Annotated in this window: 16 protein-coding genes; 8 read left to right on the top strand and 8 right to left on the bottom strand. The window is 45.2% G+C overall.

The annotated features are described in order from the left end of the window. Positions 1 to 238: 238 nt before the first annotated feature. The 3 genes from R7P69_RS17400 to hrpB all read right to left on the bottom strand — a co-directional run bounded on the left by R7P69_RS17400 (position 239) and on the right by hrpB (position 7,525). Entirely contained in the window at positions 239 to 2,569 is a 2,331-nt protein-coding gene (locus R7P69_RS17400; RefSeq protein WP_238952110.1) for a patatin-like phospholipase family protein, read from the bottom strand. Positions 2,570 to 2,691: 122 nt separating this feature from the next. Continuing rightward, positions 2,692 to 5,064 (bottom strand): penicillin-binding protein 1B, encoded by a 2,373-nt coding sequence (gene mrcB / locus R7P69_RS17395; protein ID WP_017820402.1) that lies wholly within the window; start codon positions 5,062 to 5,064, stop codon positions 2,692 to 2,694. Beyond that, complete coding sequence (gene hrpB / locus R7P69_RS17390; protein ID WP_238952111.1) at positions 5,057 to 7,525, bottom strand: ATP-dependent helicase HrpB; 2,469 nt, start codon at positions 7,523 to 7,525, stop codon at positions 5,057 to 5,059. Before hrpB ends, mrcB begins: the two co-directional genes overlap by 8 nt. A gap of 66 nt (positions 7,526 to 7,591) precedes the next feature. Between hrpB and sfsA the strand changes: the two genes are divergently transcribed. From sfsA to panC, 7 genes are all read left to right on the top strand, one after another. Then, positions 7,592 to 8,308, top strand: a complete 717-nt coding sequence (gene sfsA / locus R7P69_RS17385) for a DNA/RNA nuclease SfsA (RefSeq protein ID WP_005380023.1) — start codon at positions 7,592 to 7,594, stop codon at positions 8,306 to 8,308. A 136-nt stretch (positions 8,309 to 8,444) separates the two neighbouring features. After that, on the top strand, positions 8,445 to 8,891 hold the full coding sequence (gene dksA / locus R7P69_RS17380) for an RNA polymerase-binding protein DksA (RefSeq protein ID WP_005386584.1): 447 nt from the start codon (positions 8,445 to 8,447) through the stop codon (positions 8,889 to 8,891). Between the two features lie 95 nt (positions 8,892 to 8,986). Then, entirely contained in the window at positions 8,987 to 9,850 is an 864-nt protein-coding gene (gene gluQRS / locus R7P69_RS17375; RefSeq protein ID WP_005386586.1) for a tRNA glutamyl-Q(34) synthetase GluQRS, read from the top strand. 102 nt (positions 9,851 to 9,952) lie between these two features. Next, entirely contained in the window at positions 9,953 to 11,320 is a 1,368-nt protein-coding gene (gene pcnB / locus R7P69_RS17370; protein ID WP_005386589.1) for a polynucleotide adenylyltransferase PcnB, read from the top strand. After that, positions 11,317 to 11,802 carry a 2-amino-4-hydroxy-6-hydroxymethyldihydropteridine diphosphokinase gene (folK, locus tag R7P69_RS17365; protein ID WP_005380007.1) on the top strand — a complete coding sequence of 162 codons (486 nt, stop codon included), beginning with the start codon at positions 11,317 to 11,319 and terminating at the stop codon, positions 11,800 to 11,802. The genes pcnB and folK overlap by 4 nt, the downstream gene beginning before the upstream one ends. A 24-nt stretch (positions 11,803 to 11,826) precedes the next feature. Next, positions 11,827 to 12,621 (top strand): 3-methyl-2-oxobutanoate hydroxymethyltransferase, encoded by a 795-nt coding sequence (gene panB, locus R7P69_RS17360; RefSeq protein ID WP_005386592.1) that lies wholly within the window; start codon positions 11,827 to 11,829, stop codon positions 12,619 to 12,621. Between the two features lie 11 nt (positions 12,622 to 12,632). After that, a complete protein-coding gene (gene panC / locus R7P69_RS17355) occupies positions 12,633 to 13,538 on the top strand; it encodes a pantoate--beta-alanine ligase (protein WP_238952112.1) in 906 nt (301 codons plus the stop codon). Positions 13,539 to 13,591: 53 nt separating this feature from the next. On the opposite strand, the gene R7P69_RS17350 is transcribed toward panC, so the two are convergent. The 4 genes from R7P69_RS17350 to R7P69_RS17335 all read right to left on the bottom strand — a co-directional run bounded on the left by R7P69_RS17350 (position 13,592) and on the right by R7P69_RS17335 (position 18,258). Then, entirely contained in the window at positions 13,592 to 14,521 is a 930-nt protein-coding gene (locus tag R7P69_RS17350) for a Kdo(2)-lipid IV(A) acyltransferase (protein ID WP_017820400.1), read from the bottom strand. A gap of 127 nt (positions 14,522 to 14,648) precedes the next feature. Beyond that, entirely contained in the window at positions 14,649 to 15,419 is a 771-nt protein-coding gene (locus R7P69_RS17345) for an ABC transporter permease (RefSeq protein WP_017820398.1), read from the bottom strand. Continuing rightward, a complete protein-coding gene (locus tag R7P69_RS17340; RefSeq protein WP_206954813.1) occupies positions 15,420 to 16,337 on the bottom strand; it encodes an ABC transporter ATP-binding protein in 918 nt (305 codons plus the stop codon). 250 nt (positions 16,338 to 16,587) lie between these two features. Next, on the bottom strand, positions 16,588 to 18,258 hold the full coding sequence (locus R7P69_RS17335; RefSeq protein ID WP_005379997.1) for a SulP family inorganic anion transporter: 1,671 nt from the start codon (positions 18,256 to 18,258) through the stop codon (positions 16,588 to 16,590). A gap of 281 nt (positions 18,259 to 18,539) precedes the next feature. Here R7P69_RS17335 and can point away from each other — a divergent pair, with 281 nt between their 5' ends. Next, entirely contained in the window at positions 18,540 to 19,208 is a 669-nt protein-coding gene (gene can / locus R7P69_RS17330; RefSeq protein WP_005379996.1) for a carbonate dehydratase, read from the top strand. 77 nt (positions 19,209 to 19,285) lie between these two features. On the opposite strand, the gene hpt is transcribed toward can, so the two are convergent. Then, positions 19,286 to 19,816, bottom strand: a complete 531-nt coding sequence (gene hpt, locus R7P69_RS17325) for a hypoxanthine phosphoribosyltransferase (protein WP_005379995.1) — start codon at positions 19,814 to 19,816, stop codon at positions 19,286 to 19,288. Positions 19,817 to 19,949 lie beyond the last annotated feature (133 nt).

The raw sequence follows: 19,949 nt of genomic DNA, 5'->3' as shown, positions 1-19,949 counted from the left end.
TATTATTACTATTGTTAAAGTAAAGGAGTGAACATCCTTGGAAACTTGGCTCTCCATTGCCCTTGTTTTCATTCAATTATGATTGAGAAACAGCGCCGTAGAGGCCAAACTGTGGGCAAAATAATAGCAAATTTAACCTTAAATTAAAATCTTATCATTTTGACCAACATAGCAACTTACGACTAAAGTTCTGCTAATTTTGACCAAATATGCCAAGTTTTTGCTTTCTCATACCCGATTAATTAAACGATGTTCCTACGATCAAATACACAGCATCCAAATCTTGCTCGGTACGACCGTATGCCAACATTATTGGTCCTATTGGTGAGTCAACACCAAAGAAGATGGAGCCAGCATTGTAAAGCGGCGCTTCGTTTAGTTTCAGATCATTATCAGACCAAACACCGCCATATTCGACCGATGCGCCCAGGTAGACTGGAGCTTCAAACAATCCGAAATCATTATCAAACCACTTATATCGGTACACCAAACTGCTGAAAAATAAGTTCTGTCCGATCAGGCTATTTCTTGGGATTCCCGATAGGCTTAAGAAGCCGCCCAACTCTCTGGGATCAAGCGGTAAAGATGAGTTTTTACTCTCTACAAAACTATATTCAGCATGTCCGACTAAAGTATGACGCTGATGACTCACTGCACCTTTAAATCGTGCAGAGATTTCATAAACGGTATCTTCAATAATTTTGTCAGTCTCTAAAAGGCTAACGCCCTGAGGACTTTGATCATGAGACACTAAATATTCGAGATCGACTAAAAGTCCACGAGTCGGAAATGCGAAATCATCAAGTGTATCTAGACGATAATTGGCAAACAAGCCACGACGTTCAAAATCCAATTTGCCAGCAGAAGCCAAAGTAGAAAGCTCAATATCTCCGGTTGAGTAGCGAGCGCCAAATCGAAGTTCTTGCCACAATGTGGGTTGGATACCTATCGCTAACTCTGTTGTAAAATCATCGTAAGTGACCGGAAAAAAGTCATTTACTGACTCTAAACCTGGTGCTTGAGGCTCTGTTAAAGGTAAGTTTCGGCTCTCACTGCCATAGGAAATACGCCCCGATACAAAAAGTTCTTGGCTAGATAAAACAGGGGAATACAACTCAGCTTCAATCAGCTTATCCGTGCCCATTTCTACGTTGAACGCCAACTCCGCGCCATGAGAGTTCAAGTTGGTAAAGTTGGTTGATATCCCTATGCCGTACTGGCTATCTGTATCGAAGTCATCTTCAAGAAAAAATCGGAAGTTGAGATAATTAGGCCCCCACGACTTCTCGTTAACATCAAAAACCAACAATGTCTCACCATCAACCTCTTCAAAGTGATAAGTGATGAGCTCGAACCGATCTAACGCGTAGAGGTTTTCAACGGCTTTCTCAATTTCGGCCGTTGAAATACGACGTCCGGTTTCTAATTCAATACGATTCGTCAACAACACATCGCTGTAGTGCGTGTTATTAACAATCACTATGTCATCAACCACACGCTGATCGCCATAAATCAAAGTTTTACGAACTTCTTGTTTGCGATCGATGTATTTTTGATAGTCCGCATTGGACAAGCGCAACCCTTTCAGCTTGTCTTTTAACTGCTTGGTAATATCGTACCCAGCTTGAAAAGCCCAAGGCATTTTGTCGAACTCGACAGTTTCCATGGTGCCCACATTGGGACGAATATAGATATCTTGAGGTTCAAGCTCGTCCACTTGCTGTTGTGTACTACGACGAACGAGATAGTTAGAGAGTTGGTCCGCGACAGTAAACAGCCCCGTAAATTCATCTTCGGTTTTGTAGTCGGTGCTAATATCGACGGCAATAACGACATCAGCCCCCATGGCGCGAGCCACATCGACAGGCATGTTATTGACGACGCCGCCATCAACAAGCATATGGCCATTGAGCTTATAGGGAGGAAGCGCTCCTGGTACAGACATGCTAGCCATCATGGCGTCCACAAGGTAACCATTGCCCAGTACGACTTCTTCTAAGGCAAGAATATCTGTCGCAACAGAACGATAAGGAATGGCAAGATCATCAAAAGAATCGAATCGCCCTAAGTTCCCTGTAGTCTCACGCAATACTCGCAACATGTTCTGGCCTTGCACCACACCCGTTGGTGCTCGTACCTCACCGAACCTTAAGCCGAGGTCGGTATTAATTTGATAGCGGTCTTCATACTCTTTGTCACGAACTCGACGTTGGCTACGGTCAACACGATCTCGATAACCGCTGCCCCAATCGACGGTGTAGATAAAACTCTCGATTTCTTCAGCACTCATCCCCGTGGCATAGAGCCCACCCACATAGGCGCCCATACTGGTACCGGTCACAATATCGACAGGGATCTGCATTTCTTCCAATGCTTTTAAAACCCCAATGTGTGCCGCCCCTTTCGCTCCGCCACCAGCGAGCACAACCGCCACCTTTGGTCGAGGTTCCAAGTCATCCGTTTTTGTTAGAGAGTTTGCGAGGGAAACAGAAGGAGTGATCATCAAAAAGGTACTAACCCAAAGCGCAAAGTTGCGAACCGATGGGCTTGATAACAGCTTTTTGAACATTCACTTCTTCCTTTATTGAATATCTGATCAAGTAGGGCGTGCTAGCAGTACTGTACTAACACGCCCTAATATGTACTAAGAATTAATCAGATAAACAAGCTAATGTTGTTGATTTGGCGATGCTACCAATCAAATATGCTATTTAACCAGTTTGATTTCTTCTCACACTGTTGCTTTATCTGACCGGTTTTATCCCAAACCGGCAGTTTGTAATCACTACGGCAGTTCATTTCTAAACCTCCATCAGATGTAGGCTTGAACCCTAATGTGGTGATTTCTCTTGGCCATGGGAGCTCTAAGCGCTCAGGAATACGCTGCTTCAAGTACTCTGCGTACACTCGTAATGCACCACTCGACCCCGTTAGATTCACGGGTTTATTATCGTCGCGGCCTAGCCAAATTGTCGTCACCTCACGACCATCAACACCGACAAACCAACTATCGCGGTTGTCATTACTGGTACCCGTTTTTCCTGCCAATGCAGCCCAACCAAACTGGCTTTGTAAGAAGCGGCCAGTGCCTTGAGCAACCCCTTGTTTCATCGCGTAGGTCGTTAGCCATGCTGCTTGTTCATCCACGGCTCTTGATGAACGAGGCAAGGATTGATACAGCACATTACCTTCCATATCCATGACTGAGCGCAGAGCGGTCAGTTTTGCACGCTTACCTGAATTCGTCAGAGTCTGATACATCTGTGCGACTTCGAATGGCGTCAAAGAAAACGAACCCAAAAACATCGAAGGCACTGGGCGAATTTCGTCTTTGTTCACGCCCAAACGCTCTAAAGTATTGGAGACTTCAGGAATGCCAAGTGCCATACCTAAGCGCACGGTTGGTACGTTAAGTGATTTCGCTAAAGCAATGTAAAGTGGCACATCACCACGATATTTTCTATCGTAGTTGCGCGGCGTCCACACGTTACCTTTACTGCTCTTCAGACTTAACGGCGTGTCGTGTAGCGTCGTGCCTAGGTTGTATTTATCCGGTTGTTCTAGAGCCGTTAAGTAAATCGCTGGTTTCACTAAAGAACCAATTGGACGACTGGCATTGAGCGCGCGGTTAAAGCCTTCATAACCGACACGTTTACCACCAACCATCGCACGGATTTCACCACTATGGCGATCAACGGCCACAGCAGCGGCTTCTAACTCTTTACCACCCCGTTTAGCTAGTTCTGGGATCTTTTTCGCGATAGCTTGTTCCATTTTGCTTTGCGATACTGGGTCCAGAGACGTAAATACGCGCAGTCCGGTCTCTGCTTTAAATCGCTCCCCAACTTTTTCTTTTAATTCAATGCTCAATTGTTGGAAATAAGCTGGCTGACGGCTCGCAATACGTGGCTTGCTTTGCGTATCGAGTGGACGACTTACAGCTTGTTCATACTGCTCTGAAGTCAACATGTTTTGCTGCATTAACAGGCGCAGAACGAGATCACGACGCTCTTTCGTTCTCTCAGGGTAACGAATTGGGTTGTAGTAAGACGGTCCTTTTACCATCCCAACTAACATCGCCAGTTGATCGATTCGCAACTCCTGAATTGGCTGCCCAAAATAGTAACGCGACGCCAAGCCAAACCCGTGGATCGCTTCACCTCCACTTTGACCTAGGTACACTTCGTTTAGGTAGGCTTCTAAAATACGATCTTTGCTGTAACGGTAATCCAAAATTAGCGCGATATACGCTTCTCGAACTTTACGCCACAGTGTTTTATCACGAGTCAAAAACAGGTTTTTTGCCAATTGCTGAGTCAGCGTACTACCACCTTGAACAGTACGACCCGCCTTAATGTTCGCAACCAATGCACGTGCAATCGCGAGCGGTGACACCCCGTCATGTTGATAAAAATCCCGGTCTTCGGTCGCAAGCAGTGCATCCACCAAAATTTCAGGGAACTGATCACGACGTAAGAAAAGGCGCTGTTCATCACGGTCTTTCTCCAGCATGCCCAACATCTTCGGTTCTAGGCGCAAGTAACCAAGGTCTCCTCGAGATTCTAAAGACTGAATACGTTGCAAACCGGAATCAGAGAAATGCAGCATAATGTGACGATCTGGCTCAGGACCATCGGCAAACTCGAATGGACGACGAATCAATTCAATCCGAGTGGAAGAAGAGGAATATTCGCCTGGGTAACGAGGTTGACTCACTTTACGGTAATTCAACACATCTAGCTCGTTGCGCAGTTCTTGGATGGTGATATTCTCACCAGGGCTTAGATTCAAGATACGGGCATAAACCACCGTTGGCAGCTCAAACAGCTGGCCTTCAAAGCGTTCTTTCACCACACTATCTAAGTAAATCCCAACAAACAGCAAAACAGCGGCAAGTGCAACGCCAGCTTTCCAGCTAAACGACCACAGAACTTTCAACCACGAACGTTTCTCGTTAGTCGGCTTTTTACTCGGCGTACGTCGAGTCTGTTTTGCGGCTCCTTTATTGGTTGTACTTTTCTTCGCTGGCGCTTTTTTCGCGCTAGGCTTCTTGCTGTCAGTCATTATTCAATTGTCTTTTTGTTTTCGTTGTTGCTACATGATTGGCAGGATCATCTGGCCAAACGTGTTTTGGGTAGCGCCCTTTCATCTCTTTTTGAACGTCTTTGTAGCTTCCGTTCCAGAAAGCCGCCAAGTCCGACGTTACTTGCAATGGACGTTGTGCCGGTGAAAGCAGTTCAAGCACCAAACGCTTGCGGCCAAGAGCCACCGTTGGGGAACCACTCTCCCCAAATACTTCTTGCATACGCACCGATAATATCGGCTCATGGCCATATTGGTAACGGATACGCTTCTTTGAACCTGTGGGCAGTTGGTAATGCTCAGGTAACCATTCATCCAGTTGTTGATTGAGTGGCCAACCTAATCGAGCATTAAGCGCTTCGACCAAGTTTATCTTGCTCAGGTCTTTAACCGAACTGACAGACGTCATGTATGGTTCTAACCACTCCTCTAATGAATCCAGCAAACTGACTTCATCAAACATTGGCCATGACTGCTCAGGTAACCATTCCACCGCACAACGAATCCGAGCTAACAAGCTCTCCGCTGCCGGTGTCCAGTTTAGACTCTGTAAGCCCTGGCGGCGGACATACGTGAGTAAAGCTTGTGTCATTTTTTCTTTGCCCGGGCTTGGCAACGGCTCGCGTTCAACGACCAGCAGACCGAGTTTTGTTTGTCGCTCAGCTATTAGGCGGCCTCTTTTTTCATCCCAGTCCACTACTTCTTCAGACGAAAATAGCGTATCAAAGGTCGTTCGCAATATATTGACATCCAATTCACATGCCGAATGAATTTGACTTGAATTAGAATGAGAACGCATTAAGTCAACGGCAACCAAATACTCACAGCCACCTAGCATGTCTTCCTGACGACATTCTGCACCATGACCATTAGCCAAAGTAAATCGCCCAAATTGATTTGTGCGCTGCTGTGCAATGCGATCTGGAAATGCCAAACTTAACACCAGCGGTAATGCATCTTCATCCACGCCTTTCAGGTCAAATACCGTATCCAATTTGTACGCCAGAGATTGAGCACGCTTGAACAACATCGACTTTTTTGGATGAGTACCAACAAGCCAACGATGCAAGCTATAAGCGATATTGGTAACATTTCTCTCTGGCTCTTCAATCAGTGCGACCGCCGCCAAAGCAGCATTTAACATCTTATCACTGTAAGATTGCGCTTTAATTAGCATCGCAGCCGCACGAGGCTCAACGCCTAGTTCATGCGCCTGTTTTCCTTCGGACGTTAATTGCCCTTTTTCCGTCAGTAGTCCCAATGACACCAATAGCTGCTTCGCTTGTTCCAATGACGCATTAGCGGGAACATCAAGCCACTTTAGATCGTGGATATCACTCGCTCCCCAAAAGGCAAGCTCCATAACTAAACTAGCTAAATCGGAATGCAAAATTTCGGGTTGGGGAACCAGCGGTTGCTGCTTGAACTGGTTTTCAGAATAAAGACGAACACAAATGCCCTCTTCTATTCGTCCCGCTCGTCCTATACGCTGAATCGCTGAAGACTGTGCAATGCGTGTTTGCTCTAAGCGTGTTAAACCGTTTTTCAAATCAAAGCGGGCAATACGCTCTAACCCAGAATCAACGACGAGGCGAATGCCTTCAATCGTTAGTGAAGTTTCTGCAATGTTGGTCGCTAGAACGACTTTACGCTTACCTTGTTCTGCTGGCGTAATCGCTTTTTGTTGATCTGCAAAGCTCAGTTGACCATAAAGTGGGCATACGTCGATATCATCCGCTAAATGAGACAACCGCTCTTCAACTTGTTTTATGGCACCAACACCCGGTAGGAAAGCTAACAAAGATCCAGACTCTTTGTTCATAAGACTTTCTATTGTTTTTGCCATACTCGTAGGTAAATGCTCGTTCACACCTAACGGCTGGTAGCGCATTGCCACATCAAAGCTGCGCCCTTCAGATTCAATGTAACAGGCTTCCGGCAACAACGATTGTAATGCTTGTTGGTCAAGCGTTGCCGACATTACCACCAGCTTGAGATCGTCTCGCAATGCCTCTTGAACTTCTAAACTGAATGCCAAAGCGGTATCGGCATGAATGCTGCGTTCATGAAACTCATCAAAGATCAGTAGATCAACCCCATCCAGTTCAGGGTCAGTTTGGATCATCCTGGTCATGATCCCTTCGGTCACGATCTCCAGCTGCGTTGCAGAACTTACCTTTGCCTCGCCACGAACTCGATAACCCACGCGTTGACCAACTTGTTCTCCCAATTGCTCAGCAAGATAACGGGCAATGTTACGCGCCGCGAGTCGTCTTGGCTCAAGCATGATGATTTTTCCAGCAACCGAATGATTTAAGAGTAACTGCAAAGGGAAGTAAGTCGACTTACCGGCACCAGGCGCCGCTTTTAAGATCACTTGATGTTGATTTTTGACCGCCGTCAGCAACTCAGGCATCACGGCTTCAATCGGCAATTGTGACAAAGGAAATACCTTATGGTGTAATGGTGGCAACATTGTACATAAAAAATTTTTTGTCTAAATAAGCAAATGCATTTCACACCCGCTTTAGAGTCCGCCACTCTACTCAAACGTTATAAACGCTTTCTTGCCGATATCGAGCTCGATACTGGTGAAATCCGTACAATCCACTGCGCAAATACAGGTGCAATGACGGGTTGTGCAACGCCCGGAAACAAAGTTTGGTTTTCTACTTCCGACAACCCGAAACGAAAATACCCCAATAGTTGGGAGTTGAGTGAGACCGAACAAGGCCACCGTATTTGTATCAACACCGCGCGTGCCAATCAATTAGCCGTAGAGGCTATTGAAAATAATGTCATTTCAGAGCTTTATGGTTATGACACACTTCAAACTGAGGTGAAATACGGCAATGAAAATAGCCGAATTGATATCTTGCTCAGCGCAGACGACAAGCCAAAGTGCTATATAGAAGTGAAAAGCGTCACTCTTCTTGATGAGACCGACTCTACTGGACAAGGATACTTCCCAGATGCGGTCACGACTCGGGGACAAAAACACCTGAGAGAGCTCACAGAAATGGCACAAAATGGAAGTAGAGCCATACTTTTATTCACTGTTTTACATTCAGGTATTGAAAAAGTATCCGCGGCGCACCATATAGACGCGAAATATTCACTATTACTCAAACAAGCACAAGACGCTGGAGTGGAAGTTCTCTGCTACAAAGCTGAACTGAGCGATACTGGAATGAAGCTGATTTCCGCTATTGATTTTATCAATTAAGAGAAAAAATGATGTCGTCTTCACATTGACGATAACTTTGCGATTCAGTATTTGCTTGCACCGCCTCTTTTTGCTATAGATACCCGCCTTAAATTGACTGCGTAGCAGTTGACTAGGTGTAAGTAGGAGATGCTGTATGCCAGAATCAAAGAAGAAAACGATAGGCATCCTAGCCATTGCCGGCGTGGAGCCATATCAGGAAAAACCTGGTGAAGAGTACATGTCACCAGAGCAGGTTGAACACTTTACGAAAATCTTAACAGCTTGGCGCGACCAGCTAAGAGCTGAAGTGGATCGTACTGTTCACCACATGCAGGACGAAGCAGCAAACTTCCCAGATCCAGTTGACCGCGCCTCTCAAGAGGAAGAGTTCAGCCTAGAACTGCGTAACCGTGACCGCGAACGCCGTTTGATCAAGAAGATTGAAAAGACTTTGGATAAAATCAAAGAAGACGATTTTGGCTTCTGTGAGTCTTGTGGCGTAGAGATTGGCGTTCGCCGTCTTGAAGCACGTCCAACCGCTGACCTTTGTATTGACTGTAAAACACTTGCAGAAATCAAAGAGAAGCAAATGCAAGGTTAATCACCCAGCATTATGATTGTTGAAGGGAGCTCAGGCTCCCTTTTTGTTTTGGCTATCTTCGCACCCTATTTGTTTACTAAATTCGAGATACACGCATGACACGCTATGTAGGTCGATTCGCCCCATCTCCTTCTGGTCCACTGCATTTTGGTTCACTGATTGCCGCTCTTGGCAGTTATTTTCAAGCGAAAGCACAAAACGGAGCTTGGTTAGTACGTATTGAGGACTTAGACCCACCAAGAGAAATGCCAGGTGCAGCGCAACTTATCCTAGAGGCACTCAAGGCCTATCAGCTGCATTGGGATGGAGAAGTGGTATACCAGAGCGAACGTCACGACCTTTACCAAGCTCAAATAAACAAATGGCTCGAAAATGGGGAAGCCTATTATTGCCAATGTACTCGTAAGCAAATTAAAGAGCATGGCGGTTTTTATCCTGGCACTTGCCGCGATAAAAACTTGAAAGACGGCGCGATTCGCCTAAAAATGACCAAGCCTGTCGCTCATTTCCTCGACCAAAAGCGGGGAACCATTACTATTCCAGAGCAACTCGTTAATGAAGATTTCATTATTAAACGTCGAGATGGATTATTTGCTTATAATCTTGCGGTAGTATTGGACGACATCGACCAAGGCGTCACAGAAGTCGTGCGAGGTGCAGACTTAATCGAGCCGACAGGGCGTCAAATTAGCCTGTACCAAATACTTGGTCAGCCTGAAGTTAGCTACTTGCATTTACCATTGGCGATGGACAACAACGGCAATAAATTGTCGAAACAAAATCACGCGACGGCTATTGATATAGATACACCAAAACCTACTCTATTGCGCGCCATGACATTTTTAGGTTTCGAGATACCTGAAACCGTAAGGGCGGCCAACATAGAAGATATTCTTCGTTGGGGCTGCGAAAACTGGCGCTTGGAACAGCTTCCAGCAGAGATCGAGATCACACCGTGATTCTCAAATGGCATTGTGTAGGCTATCATTAGCCGCAAATTAGGCCCTAGAGGCGTATAAAACTAACCAAAGCAAGATTGGATTAAACCCAGTTATTGCCAGATGCACATGAATACAAACGACTATACACCAAGCGAACCTGCCACAATTCCAGAGCTCGCTCTCAATGTAATAACTCGTGAAGAGCACAACATTTCGCGTAAGCAGATCAGTGATAATGCGCTGAAGGTACTGTACCGCCTAAATGGTGCTGGTTTCGATGCTTTTCTTGTGGGTGGCGGGGTTCGAGACTTACTGCTTGGACAAAAACCAAAAGATTTTGACATTGCGACCAACGCAACGCCGGAACAGATCAAACAGCTATTTCGTAACTGCCGTTTGATTGGTCGCCGCTTCCGCTTGGCTCATATTATGTTTGGCCGAGACATCATTGAGGTTGCGACATTCCGTGGTCACCACCAAGAGCAAAAGAATAAGAGCATTTCTCAGCAATCAAAAGAGGGTATGCTGCTGCGTGACAACGTCTACGGCACCATCGATGAAGATGCTGAGCGCCGTGATTTCACGATTAACTCGATGTACTACAACATCGCAGATTACTCGATTCACGACTACGCACGTGGTATTGAAGATTTAGAAGATCGCCTAATTCGACTGATTGGTGATCCAGAAACACGCTACCGTGAAGACCCTGTGCGCATGCTGCGTGCGGTTCGTTTCGCGGTAAAACTAGACTTTGATATTGAAGAAGACACCGCAGCGCCAATCGAACACATGGCACCGTTGCTCGGTGACATTCCGTCAGCGCGTCTTTTTGAAGAGTCACTCAAATTATTGCAATCCGGTCATGGCTTAGAAACCTACCACCTACTGCGTGAGTACAACCTATTCCAGCAACTATTCCCGACGATTGCAGCGCACTTTACAGAAGATTACTCCTCTCACACTGAGCAGATGTTGGATCTTGTCCTAGATTCTACCGACATGCGCATCGAAGATGGGAAACGCATCAATCCAGCATTTATGTTTGCTGCAATGCTGTGGTACCCACTGTGTGCGAAAGCCGATGAACTGATGGAAGAGCGCAACTTAGGCCATTACGACGCCATTATGGAAGCGAGCAACATCATTCTTGACGAGCAAGTTCGGACAATTGCCATTCCAAGACGCCACACCGCAACCATTCGCGAGATTTGGCAGTTACAGCTTCGTCTTCCACGACGTAACGGTAAACGTGCATTCCGTCTTATGGAGCTCAATAAATTTAGAGCTGGCTTTGATTTTCTTGAAATGCGCGGTGAAATTGAAGGTGGTGACACTCAGAAACTTGCCAAGTGGTGGGAAACTTTTCAAAATGCAGGCCGAGAAATGCGTCAAGCAATGGCTGCCGACTTAGACGGTCAATCACCGAAAACAGGCCAGCGCCGCCGTAAAACTTATCGCAAGAAAAAGAGTAAGCCCAAATCATGATTACAGCGTACATTGCGGTAGGCAGTAACTTGGCTGATCCTGTAAGCCAAGCGAAGCAAGCGATTGAAGCATTAAAAACGCTGCCTAAATCAGAGTTTGTTCAAGCTTCTTCGCTATACAGCAGCACGCCAATGGGGCCACAAAACCAACCGGATTACATCAATGCGGTTGTGTCTATTAACACCAGTTTGACGCCTATTGAATTGCTCAATTGCACACAAGCTATAGAGCAAGAACAAGGGCGTGTCCGTAAAGACGAACGCTGGGGACCAAGAACCTTGGACCTCGACATTGTGCTTTATGGCAATGAGGTGATTAATTCCGAGAGGCTGATCGTTCCTCATTATGGAATGAAAGAGCGTGAATTCGTACTCTACCCTCTTGCGGAAATTGCACCAAGTTTACAACTCCCTGATGGGACCGAGGTCTCTAAACTACTGGAACAAGTAGATAGAAACGGCCTCAGTATCTGGCAGTCATAGCCAACTCCTAGTAAGGATAAAACCATGAAAAAAATGACCATCAACGACCTAATCAAGTGGAAGCAAGAAGGTCGTAAATTTGCTACTTCAACCGCTTATGATGCGAGCTTTGCCCAACTGTTTGAAAGCCAAGAAATGCCAGTACTTCTTGTCGGTGATTCTCTAGGTATGGTTTTGCAAGGTCACAACGATACTCTACCAGTAACGGTCGATGATATCGCTTACCATACTCGTTGCGTACGCGCTGGTAGCCCAAATTGTTTGTTGATGGCAGACATGCCATTCATGAGCTACACCACGCCAGAGCAAGCTTGCGAAAATGCGGCTAAACTGATGCGTGCTGGTGCCAATATGGTAAAAATTGAAGGTGGTGACTGGCTTGTCGACACGGTGAAAATGCTCACTGAACGATCAGTTCCAGTTTGTGCTCATCTTGGTTTAACTCCTCAAGCTGTTAATATTTTTGGTGGTTACAAAATCCAAGGTCGCGATCAAGAAAAAGCAGACCGCATGGTAAAAGACGCATTAGCGCTGCAAGAAGCAGGCGCTCAAATCGTCTTACTAGAATGCGTACCAGCTGAGCTTGCTGAACGTATTACGCAAGTGCTTGACGTTCCTGTTATCGGTATTGGTGCAGGTAACGTAACAGATGGTCAGATTCTCGTAATGCATGATATGTTTGGTATTTCTGCCAACTACATGCCGAAATTCTCCAAAAACTTTCTTGCTGAAACAGGTGATATGCGCAAAGCCGTTACTAAATACATTGAAGATGTAGCCAACGGTGTATTCCCAGACGACGCTCATACCATTGCCTAGAGGATAAATGCATGCAAACTTTTGCGGAAATCTCAGCAGTTCGTGAACACCTTAAAACCTTTAAACGTGAAGGTCGTAAAGTGGCGTTTGTCCCTACCATGGGCAACCTTCACGAAGGCCACTTAACTTTAGTGCGTAAAGCACGCGAATACGCTGATATCGTTGTCGTAAGCATCTTTGTTAATCCGATGCAGTTTGATCGTGCAGACGATTTAAATAATTACCCACGCACGCTAGAGGAAGACTTAAGCAAGTTAACCTCTGAAGGGGTCGATGTGGTATTTACGCCAACACCAGAAGTTATCTACCCAGAAGGTCTGGATAAGCAAACCTTCGTCGATGTCCCTGGCCTATCAACAATTCTCGAAGGCGTGTCTCGACCAGGTCATTTCCGTGGCGTAACGACGATTGTGAATAAGCTGTTTAACATCGTACAACCGGATGTCGCGTGCTTCGGCGAGAAGGACTTCCAACAACTTGCGGTTATCCGCAAGATGGTTGATGACCTAGCAATGGACATTGAAATCATCGGTGTACCAACCGTACGTGAAATGGACGGTTTAGCAATGAGTTCACGCAATGGCTTGCTTACGCTGGACGAGCGTCAACGTGCGCCTGTACTTGCTCGTACAATGCGTTGGATCAGTAGTGCCATTCGCGGTGGCCGCGATGACTACGCATCGATCATCGAAGATGCAAGCGACCAACTTCGAGCTGCAGGTCTGCACCCTGATGAGATCTTCATTCGTGATGCTCGTACATTACAAGTGATCACACCAGAAACGACACAAGCTGTCATTCTGATGTCTGCGTTCCTAGGCAAAGCTCGTCTTATCGATAACCAAACGGTAGATATGGTTGTCGAAGCGAAGGAAGAAGCTGAATCTAACAATACAAACTCAGAGAGAGCAGAGTAAGCTCTGAGTCATAAAAGTAAAAAGGTCGACTCTTAGTCGACCTTTTTTATACTCTACGTATAGACGCAATCTAACCCTTCAGGGCGAGTTTTAAACCGCTTGTGCAGCCACATCCACGCTGGAATATCACGTTTTATCATTTTCTCAAGCTCTTGGTTCAAGATGCTTGCCGCTTTAACCGCATTACGTCTCTCGAAACGCTCGCTAATGTCTTTTCCAATGTACAGCGTGTAATGGTGATTTTTACTCACTGTAACGCCAGATATAACCGCGCACTTTGTTGCATCAATGAGAACACTAGACCCGACGGTACTCGCCGCTTGTTCAACAGCAAAAAACGGCGCAAAAACAGAATGGCTAACGCCATAATCATGGTCGGGCAAATACCAAAGTCGATGACCACTCTTCAGAACTTTGAGCATTGATTTCACGTCTTTTCGATCAATCATTTGATGTCCAAAACGAGTTCGACCTCGATGTTGAATAAACTCATAAGCAGGATTCGAATTTGGGCGATAAACGCCATAACCTTGGGCAAACCGGCTAAAAATACGAGCGGTTATCTCCAAGTTTAAATGGTGACTGCACACCACCAACACACCACGTCCATTCTTTTCCTCAGCGAGTAAACGATCTTTTCCAACAATAGAGGTTATCCGACGTATCCGCCAATCTGGCCAAAACCAGGCGATACCGGTTTCGATGATCGCCATTCCAGTATATTGAAAGTTTTTTCGTACTACGTCCTTACATTGCCAATCCGTAAAATCAGGGAAACACAGCTGGAGATTACGCAGAGCGATCTTGTGTCGGCGCTTCATTACATGCATCGCAATACAGCCGATGCTTCTACCTAAGATTCGTAATACTACGTATGGCAGTACATTAACAAGAATCGCTAAAGATCCAAATGCCAGCCATACAGACCAATATTTGGGCTTAAATAATTGATAGGAGAAAGGCGGCGGCGGGACAATATTCATAGGATCACTCATTTATTACAAATGATTGAAACCTACCATGATAAAAACCGAAAAATTGTATGGGTATGTATTGTTATGCACGCGAAAGAGCAGCATGAGTCGCTGCTCTTTGCTTTATGAGAATGGCTTAGCTTCTTAGGCCAATCCCTTTGGTTACTAGGTAATGCGCAATGGCATACAGTGCAACAACAAACACTGCAAGTACACTAAATGAAGTGACAATGCCCACATCCGAGACACCTAAAAAGCCGTAGCGAAACGCATTCACCATGTAGACGATTGGGTTGATCTTAGAAACGCCTTGCCAAAATTCAGGCAGCAGACTGATCGAATAAAAGACTCCTCCCAAGTAAGTTAAAGGAGTCAATACAAACGTAGGGATGATCGAAATATCGTCAAACGTTTTTGCGTAAACCGCATTGATCAAGCCACCGAGAGCAAATACAACCGACGTCATGAAGACAGTCGCGACAATAATGCCCCAGTGCTTCACTTGCAAATCAACGAACAAAAGTGACACACAAGTAACAATTGCACCGACCAACAAACCTCGAGTCACGCCGCCCATCACGTAGCCAGCAATAATCACATAGTTTGGTACCGGTGCCACCAGCAGTTCTTCAATGTTCTTCTGTAGCTTTGCACTAAAGAATGACGACGCCACGTTCGAGTATGAGTTGGTGATCACCGACATCATGATCAAACCTGGAACAATGTACTCCATGTAACTAAAGCCGCTCATCTCACCAATTCGAGAGCCAATAAGATTGCCGAAAATGATGAAGTACAACGTCATCGTAATGGCTGGCGGCACTAAGGTTTGCACCCAAATACGTGTAAAACGAGTGACTTCTTTGCTCAGCAAGCTGCGAAATGCCGTCCAATATAAACCGTACATTTAATTACTCCCCTCTCTTACAATGCTGACAAACAACTCTTCAAGTCGGTTGGCTTTGTTACGCATTGAGAGAACTTTAATGCCATGCTCGGTTAACTGACTGAATACCGAATTCAATCCTTGGCTTTTATCTAGTTCTATCTCTAAAGAGCCATCAACAATACTTTGTCGATTAACACCTTCAAGCTCAGGCACCTCGACTTCTGACTCAACATCCAAGATAAATGTTTCGACGCGTAGCTTACCTAGTAACGCCTTCATGGTGGTGTTTTCAATCAGCTCACCACGATTAATGATGCCGATATTTCGACACAGCATCTCTGCTTCTTCTAGGTAGTGTGTCGTTAAAATAATCGTAATTCCTTGCTCTTGGTTGATCTCTTTCAGAAACCCCCACATTGAGCGGCGTAGTTCAATATCCACTCCAGCCGTTGGTTCATCTAAAATGAGTAATTGCGGCTCGTGCATCAAAGCTCTTGCGATCATTAAACGACGCTTCATCCCACCGGATAGGTTACGAGCACGCTCTTGGCGTTTTTCCCATAAATCCAATTTTTTCAGGTATTTTTCTGCTCTTTCTTTGGCTAATACTTTAGACACACCGTAATAGCCAGCTTGCTGCATCACAATTTGCTCAACGGTTTCAAACTGGTTGAAGTTGAACTCTTGTGGCACCAAGCCTAAATTCTGCTTGGCCAATTCGAGGTCAGTATCAATGTCATAACCGAAAACTTTCGTCGTTCCGGAGGTTTTATTCACTAAGGAGGAGATGATGCCAATCGTGGTCGATTTTCCTGCACCATTGGGACCCAGAAGCGCGTAGAAGTCACCCTTTTTCACTTGGAGACTTATACCTTTTAACGCCTCAAAGCCACCTGCATACGTCTTGCGCAGTTGTTCAATTTCTAATGCGTACATAAGGTCTTGATTGCCGTTTGTTTGTGATTACTAATACCGACTCATATTTATCAGCGGTTTACTACAAAATCGCCTTGGGTATCGTACTGGAGGTCCATCAGTTTATCGTTGAATAACGATGATTACAAATAAACCTTTCGATAACATTGGAAATATAACCCTCACCTCGTAAAGGTTATCTCTAAGTAAGACAAAATAGAGCATAAAAAAACGCAACAGGAAACTGTTGCGTTTTTAACTGTCAGAATGATTACGCCGTTATGCGCTGATACTGGTCTGCCTCAACATGTGCCACCGCCGCATTCAATGCTTCGTAACGGAATTGGTACATATTTTCATCCGGGACAAGGTCAATCACATGGAATTTCTCTAGCTGTTCTCGTGTTCGCTCATTCGGGCATAATAAATACACGGCACAATTGGCATCGAGAGCATCCTTAATCGCATTCTCTAATGCCAAACCGACGGTCACATCAATCATTGGTACATCCGTAAGATCGAGAATCATCACGTCATAGTCCGAAATACTAGAGTGTTGACGTGAAATGGCTTTAGAAACACTAAAGATCATCGGACCGGAAAGATAAAAGAACAGCACTTTACCATTCGCACGATCCAACAAGCCACGCTCGCTGTCAGTCAGCGGCACATCATCTTCATCCGCGTCGCTGATCGCTTTTACTTGTCGCGCCTGCTCTCGGCTCAAACGCTCGATGATGATAATGTTCGAGATAAAGACGCCTAAACCCACCGCAACGATAAGATCAACGAATACTGTAAGCAACATAACGCCATACATCACCGCCATTCCGGAAAAACTTACCTTATGTGCCCTCTGAATAAAGCTCCAGTCTAGGATGTTAAAGCCAACATACACCGCAATGCCTGCTAACACAGCCATCGGGATTGGCTCTGTTAACCCGCCAGCAACCAGTACAACCAACGCCAACATTAGTGCACGAATCACACCAGATAATGGCGAACGAGCCCCAACTTGGATATTCGTTACCGTCCCCATGGTAGCCCCCGCCCCCGGCAGCGCACCAAACAAGCCTGAGATCATGTTAGCTAACCCTTGACCTCGCAGCTCTTTATCTGAGTCGTGTTCTTTACGAGTTAATGAGTCACCGATAACCGCCGTTAACAAAGTATCAATACAACCTAATGTGCCTAGCACTAATGCATCAATGACCATCTCGACAAACATATCTGTGTCAATGTATGGTGCGACGAGAGAAGGTAACCCAGCAGGAATTTCACCGATACGACGAATATCTTCTGTATCAAAGAGAATCACAGACAATAAAGTCACCGCGACCAATGCCACGAGCTGTGCAGGAACGTATTTACGATATTGCTTAGGGAAGAAAAAAAGAATCCCCAAAGTCAGTAGTCCCAAAAACAACTCACTGAACTTAAGGTTAGAAATGGTCTCCGGCAAAGCAGATAACGTTCCGAGTACTCCCCCTGAAGGCGCAGCATGCCCCATCAAAGGCGATAACTGCAGAATGATAAGAATCACACCTATGCCAGACATAAACCCAGAAATAACGCTGTAAGGCATCAAGGTAACGTATTTACCCAGTTTTAACGTCCCCAATAGGATTTGGAACGCTCCAGCCATCATGACAACTGTGAAAGTCATAGCCATGCCCGTTTCTGGGTATTTCGCCATCATACTGGTTAATACTGCGGTCATGATTACCGTCATTGGCCCTGTCGGTTCTGATATTAACGTATTAGAACCACCAAATAACGAGGCAAACAAACCGACCATTATTGCCCCCCAAAGGCCGGCCTCAGCCCCGGCTCCGGATGCAACACCAAACGCTAACGCCAGAGGGAGAGAGATAATCGCCGTGGTTACCCCGCCAAATACATCCCCTTTGAAATTGATATCTTCAAAACGACTACCGAACACTGCTGATTTTCCCTGCATTCAATTTTAAAAAGTAAAATATCACTACTTTAACGAGCTAGGCGAAAATTTAAACCATAAATAGATTAAGGCTAAATTCACACCACAAATAGTTTCACCAGATTTTACTTTTTTCTTAATGAAAACTAGTCAGATGAGTCCTATCTGACGAATATTTAACGAGATCGAAATTGTAACATTGTGTATAGTTACAACACTGATCGCTTGCATGTGCACACAAACAGCGGCAGCGATTTTGTCTTTTAAGGGAAGTAGTTTGCAAAATGCCGGAAATAAAACAGTTATTTGAAAACAATTCGAAATGGTCTCAAGAGATCAAATCTGATCGACCTGAATACTTCGCAAAACTCGCAGAGGGGCAAAAGCCTGATTTTCTTTGGATTGGCTGCTCTGATAGCCGCGTTCCTGCCGAGCGACTAACCGGACTATACTCAGGTGAACTCTTTGTTCATCGGAATGTTGCAAACCAAGTTATCCATACTGATCTCAACTGTCTATCGGTCGTCCAGTACGCCGTAGACGTTCTTAAGGTTAAACACATCATTGTCTGTGGACACTATGGATGTGGTGGCGTAAATGCAGCCATTGATAACCCTAAACTAGGTCTTATTAATAATTGGCTGTTACATATCAGAGATATTTATTTCAAACACCGCACTTACCTAGATCAAATGCCGCAACAAGATCGAGCGGATAAACTAGGCGAGCTTAATGTTGCAGAGCAAGTGTACAACTTGGGTAACTCAACCATCCTGCAAAACGCTTGGGAGCGTGGGCAAGATGTTGAAATTCATGGTGTGGTATACGGAATTGAAGATGGTCGCTTAGAGTACTTAGGCATTCGTTCTAACTCTAAGGAAACCGTAGAAGCGTCTTACCAGAAAGCTCTTTCGACGATTCTAAATACAGACAACAAGCTCCTTTGTCGCTAAGTCATATCTAAAAGTTGAACGAAAAACGCCCATCTTAGATGGGCGTTTTTTTATATTTTTAATGCTGAACTCAATGATTATTCTTGAGGTACAACTTTACCGATGTATGGTAAGTGGCGGTATTTCTGCGCGTAATCAATACCCACCCCAACGACAAATTCATCTGGAATTTCGAAACCAATCCAATCCACAGGAACATTCACTTCACGACGAGATGGCTTATCTAGGAGCGTACAAATCGCGATAGACTTCGGCTCACGTAGCGAAAGAATCTCACGGATTTTATTTAGTGTGTTACCAGTGTCGATGATGTCTTCAACAAGCAGAATGTCTTTACCTTTGATGTCATCATCCAAATCTTTCAAGATACGAACGTCACGTGAGCTTTCCATCGTATTGCCGTAGCTTGACGCAGTCATAAAATCAACCTGGTGAGTTAGTTCGATAGCACGTGCCAAGTCTGCCATAAATACAAATGAGCCACGCAATAAGCCTACCAACACAAGATCTTCACTACCTTGATAACGCTCTGTAATTTGTTTGCCTAATTCACGAACTCGCTCCTGAACTTCTTGCTCAGAAATCATGACTTCTATTGTATGTTTCATACTGTGCTCAATCTAAATTTGTGGGTTGAGGTAAGTCGCACGCAAACGATCACCTAATCTTACGGCGTGTAGTGTATCACCACGTTCATTGGGTTGAAAGTCACATCCTGTTGCCAAAAAATCTTGGAAGAAG

Origin of the sequence: Vibrio sp. 661 (assembly GCF_033339315.1) — a bacterium.
Classification (GTDB): Bacteria; Pseudomonadota; Gammaproteobacteria; order Enterobacterales; family Vibrionaceae; genus Vibrio; species Vibrio alginolyticus.
This window is presented reverse-complemented; position numbering and strand designations above follow the sequence as displayed.

What these genes read in the sequence shown, in the direction of transcription:
- R7P69_RS17345 (WP_017820398.1), bottom strand. Translation starts at nt 15,419, where the DNA reads ATGTACGGTTTATATTGGACGGCATTTCGCAGCTTGCTGAGCAAAGAA.
- dksA (WP_005386584.1), top strand. Translation starts at nt 8,445, where the DNA reads ATGCCAGAATCAAAGAAGAAAACGATAGGCATCCTAGCCATTGCCGGC.
- panC (WP_238952112.1), top strand. Translation starts at nt 12,633, where the DNA reads ATGCAAACTTTTGCGGAAATCTCAGCAGTTCGTGAACACCTTAAAACC.
- panB (WP_005386592.1), top strand. Translation starts at nt 11,827, where the DNA reads ATGAAAAAAATGACCATCAACGACCTAATCAAGTGGAAGCAAGAAGGT.
- gluQRS (WP_005386586.1), top strand. Translation starts at nt 8,987, where the DNA reads ATGACACGCTATGTAGGTCGATTCGCCCCATCTCCTTCTGGTCCACTG.
- R7P69_RS17350 (WP_017820400.1), bottom strand. Translation starts at nt 14,521, where the DNA reads ATGAATATTGTCCCGCCGCCGCCTTTCTCCTATCAATTATTTAAGCCC.
- R7P69_RS17400 (WP_238952110.1), bottom strand. Translation starts at nt 2,569, where the DNA reads ATGTTCAAAAAGCTGTTATCAAGCCCATCGGTTCGCAACTTTGCGCTT.
- sfsA (WP_005380023.1), top strand. Translation starts at nt 7,592, where the DNA reads ATGCATTTCACACCCGCTTTAGAGTCCGCCACTCTACTCAAACGTTAT.
- can (WP_005379996.1), top strand. Translation starts at nt 18,540, where the DNA reads ATGCCGGAAATAAAACAGTTATTTGAAAACAATTCGAAATGGTCTCAA.
- folK (WP_005380007.1), top strand. Translation starts at nt 11,317, where the DNA reads ATGATTACAGCGTACATTGCGGTAGGCAGTAACTTGGCTGATCCTGTA.
- mrcB (WP_017820402.1), bottom strand. Translation starts at nt 5,064, where the DNA reads ATGACTGACAGCAAGAAGCCTAGCGCGAAAAAAGCGCCAGCGAAGAAA.
- R7P69_RS17340 (WP_206954813.1), bottom strand. Translation starts at nt 16,337, where the DNA reads ATGTACGCATTAGAAATTGAACAACTGCGCAAGACGTATGCAGGTGGC.
- pcnB (WP_005386589.1), top strand. Translation starts at nt 9,953, where the DNA reads ATGCACATGAATACAAACGACTATACACCAAGCGAACCTGCCACAATT.
- hpt (WP_005379995.1), bottom strand. Translation starts at nt 19,816, where the DNA reads ATGAAACATACAATAGAAGTCATGATTTCTGAGCAAGAAGTTCAGGAG.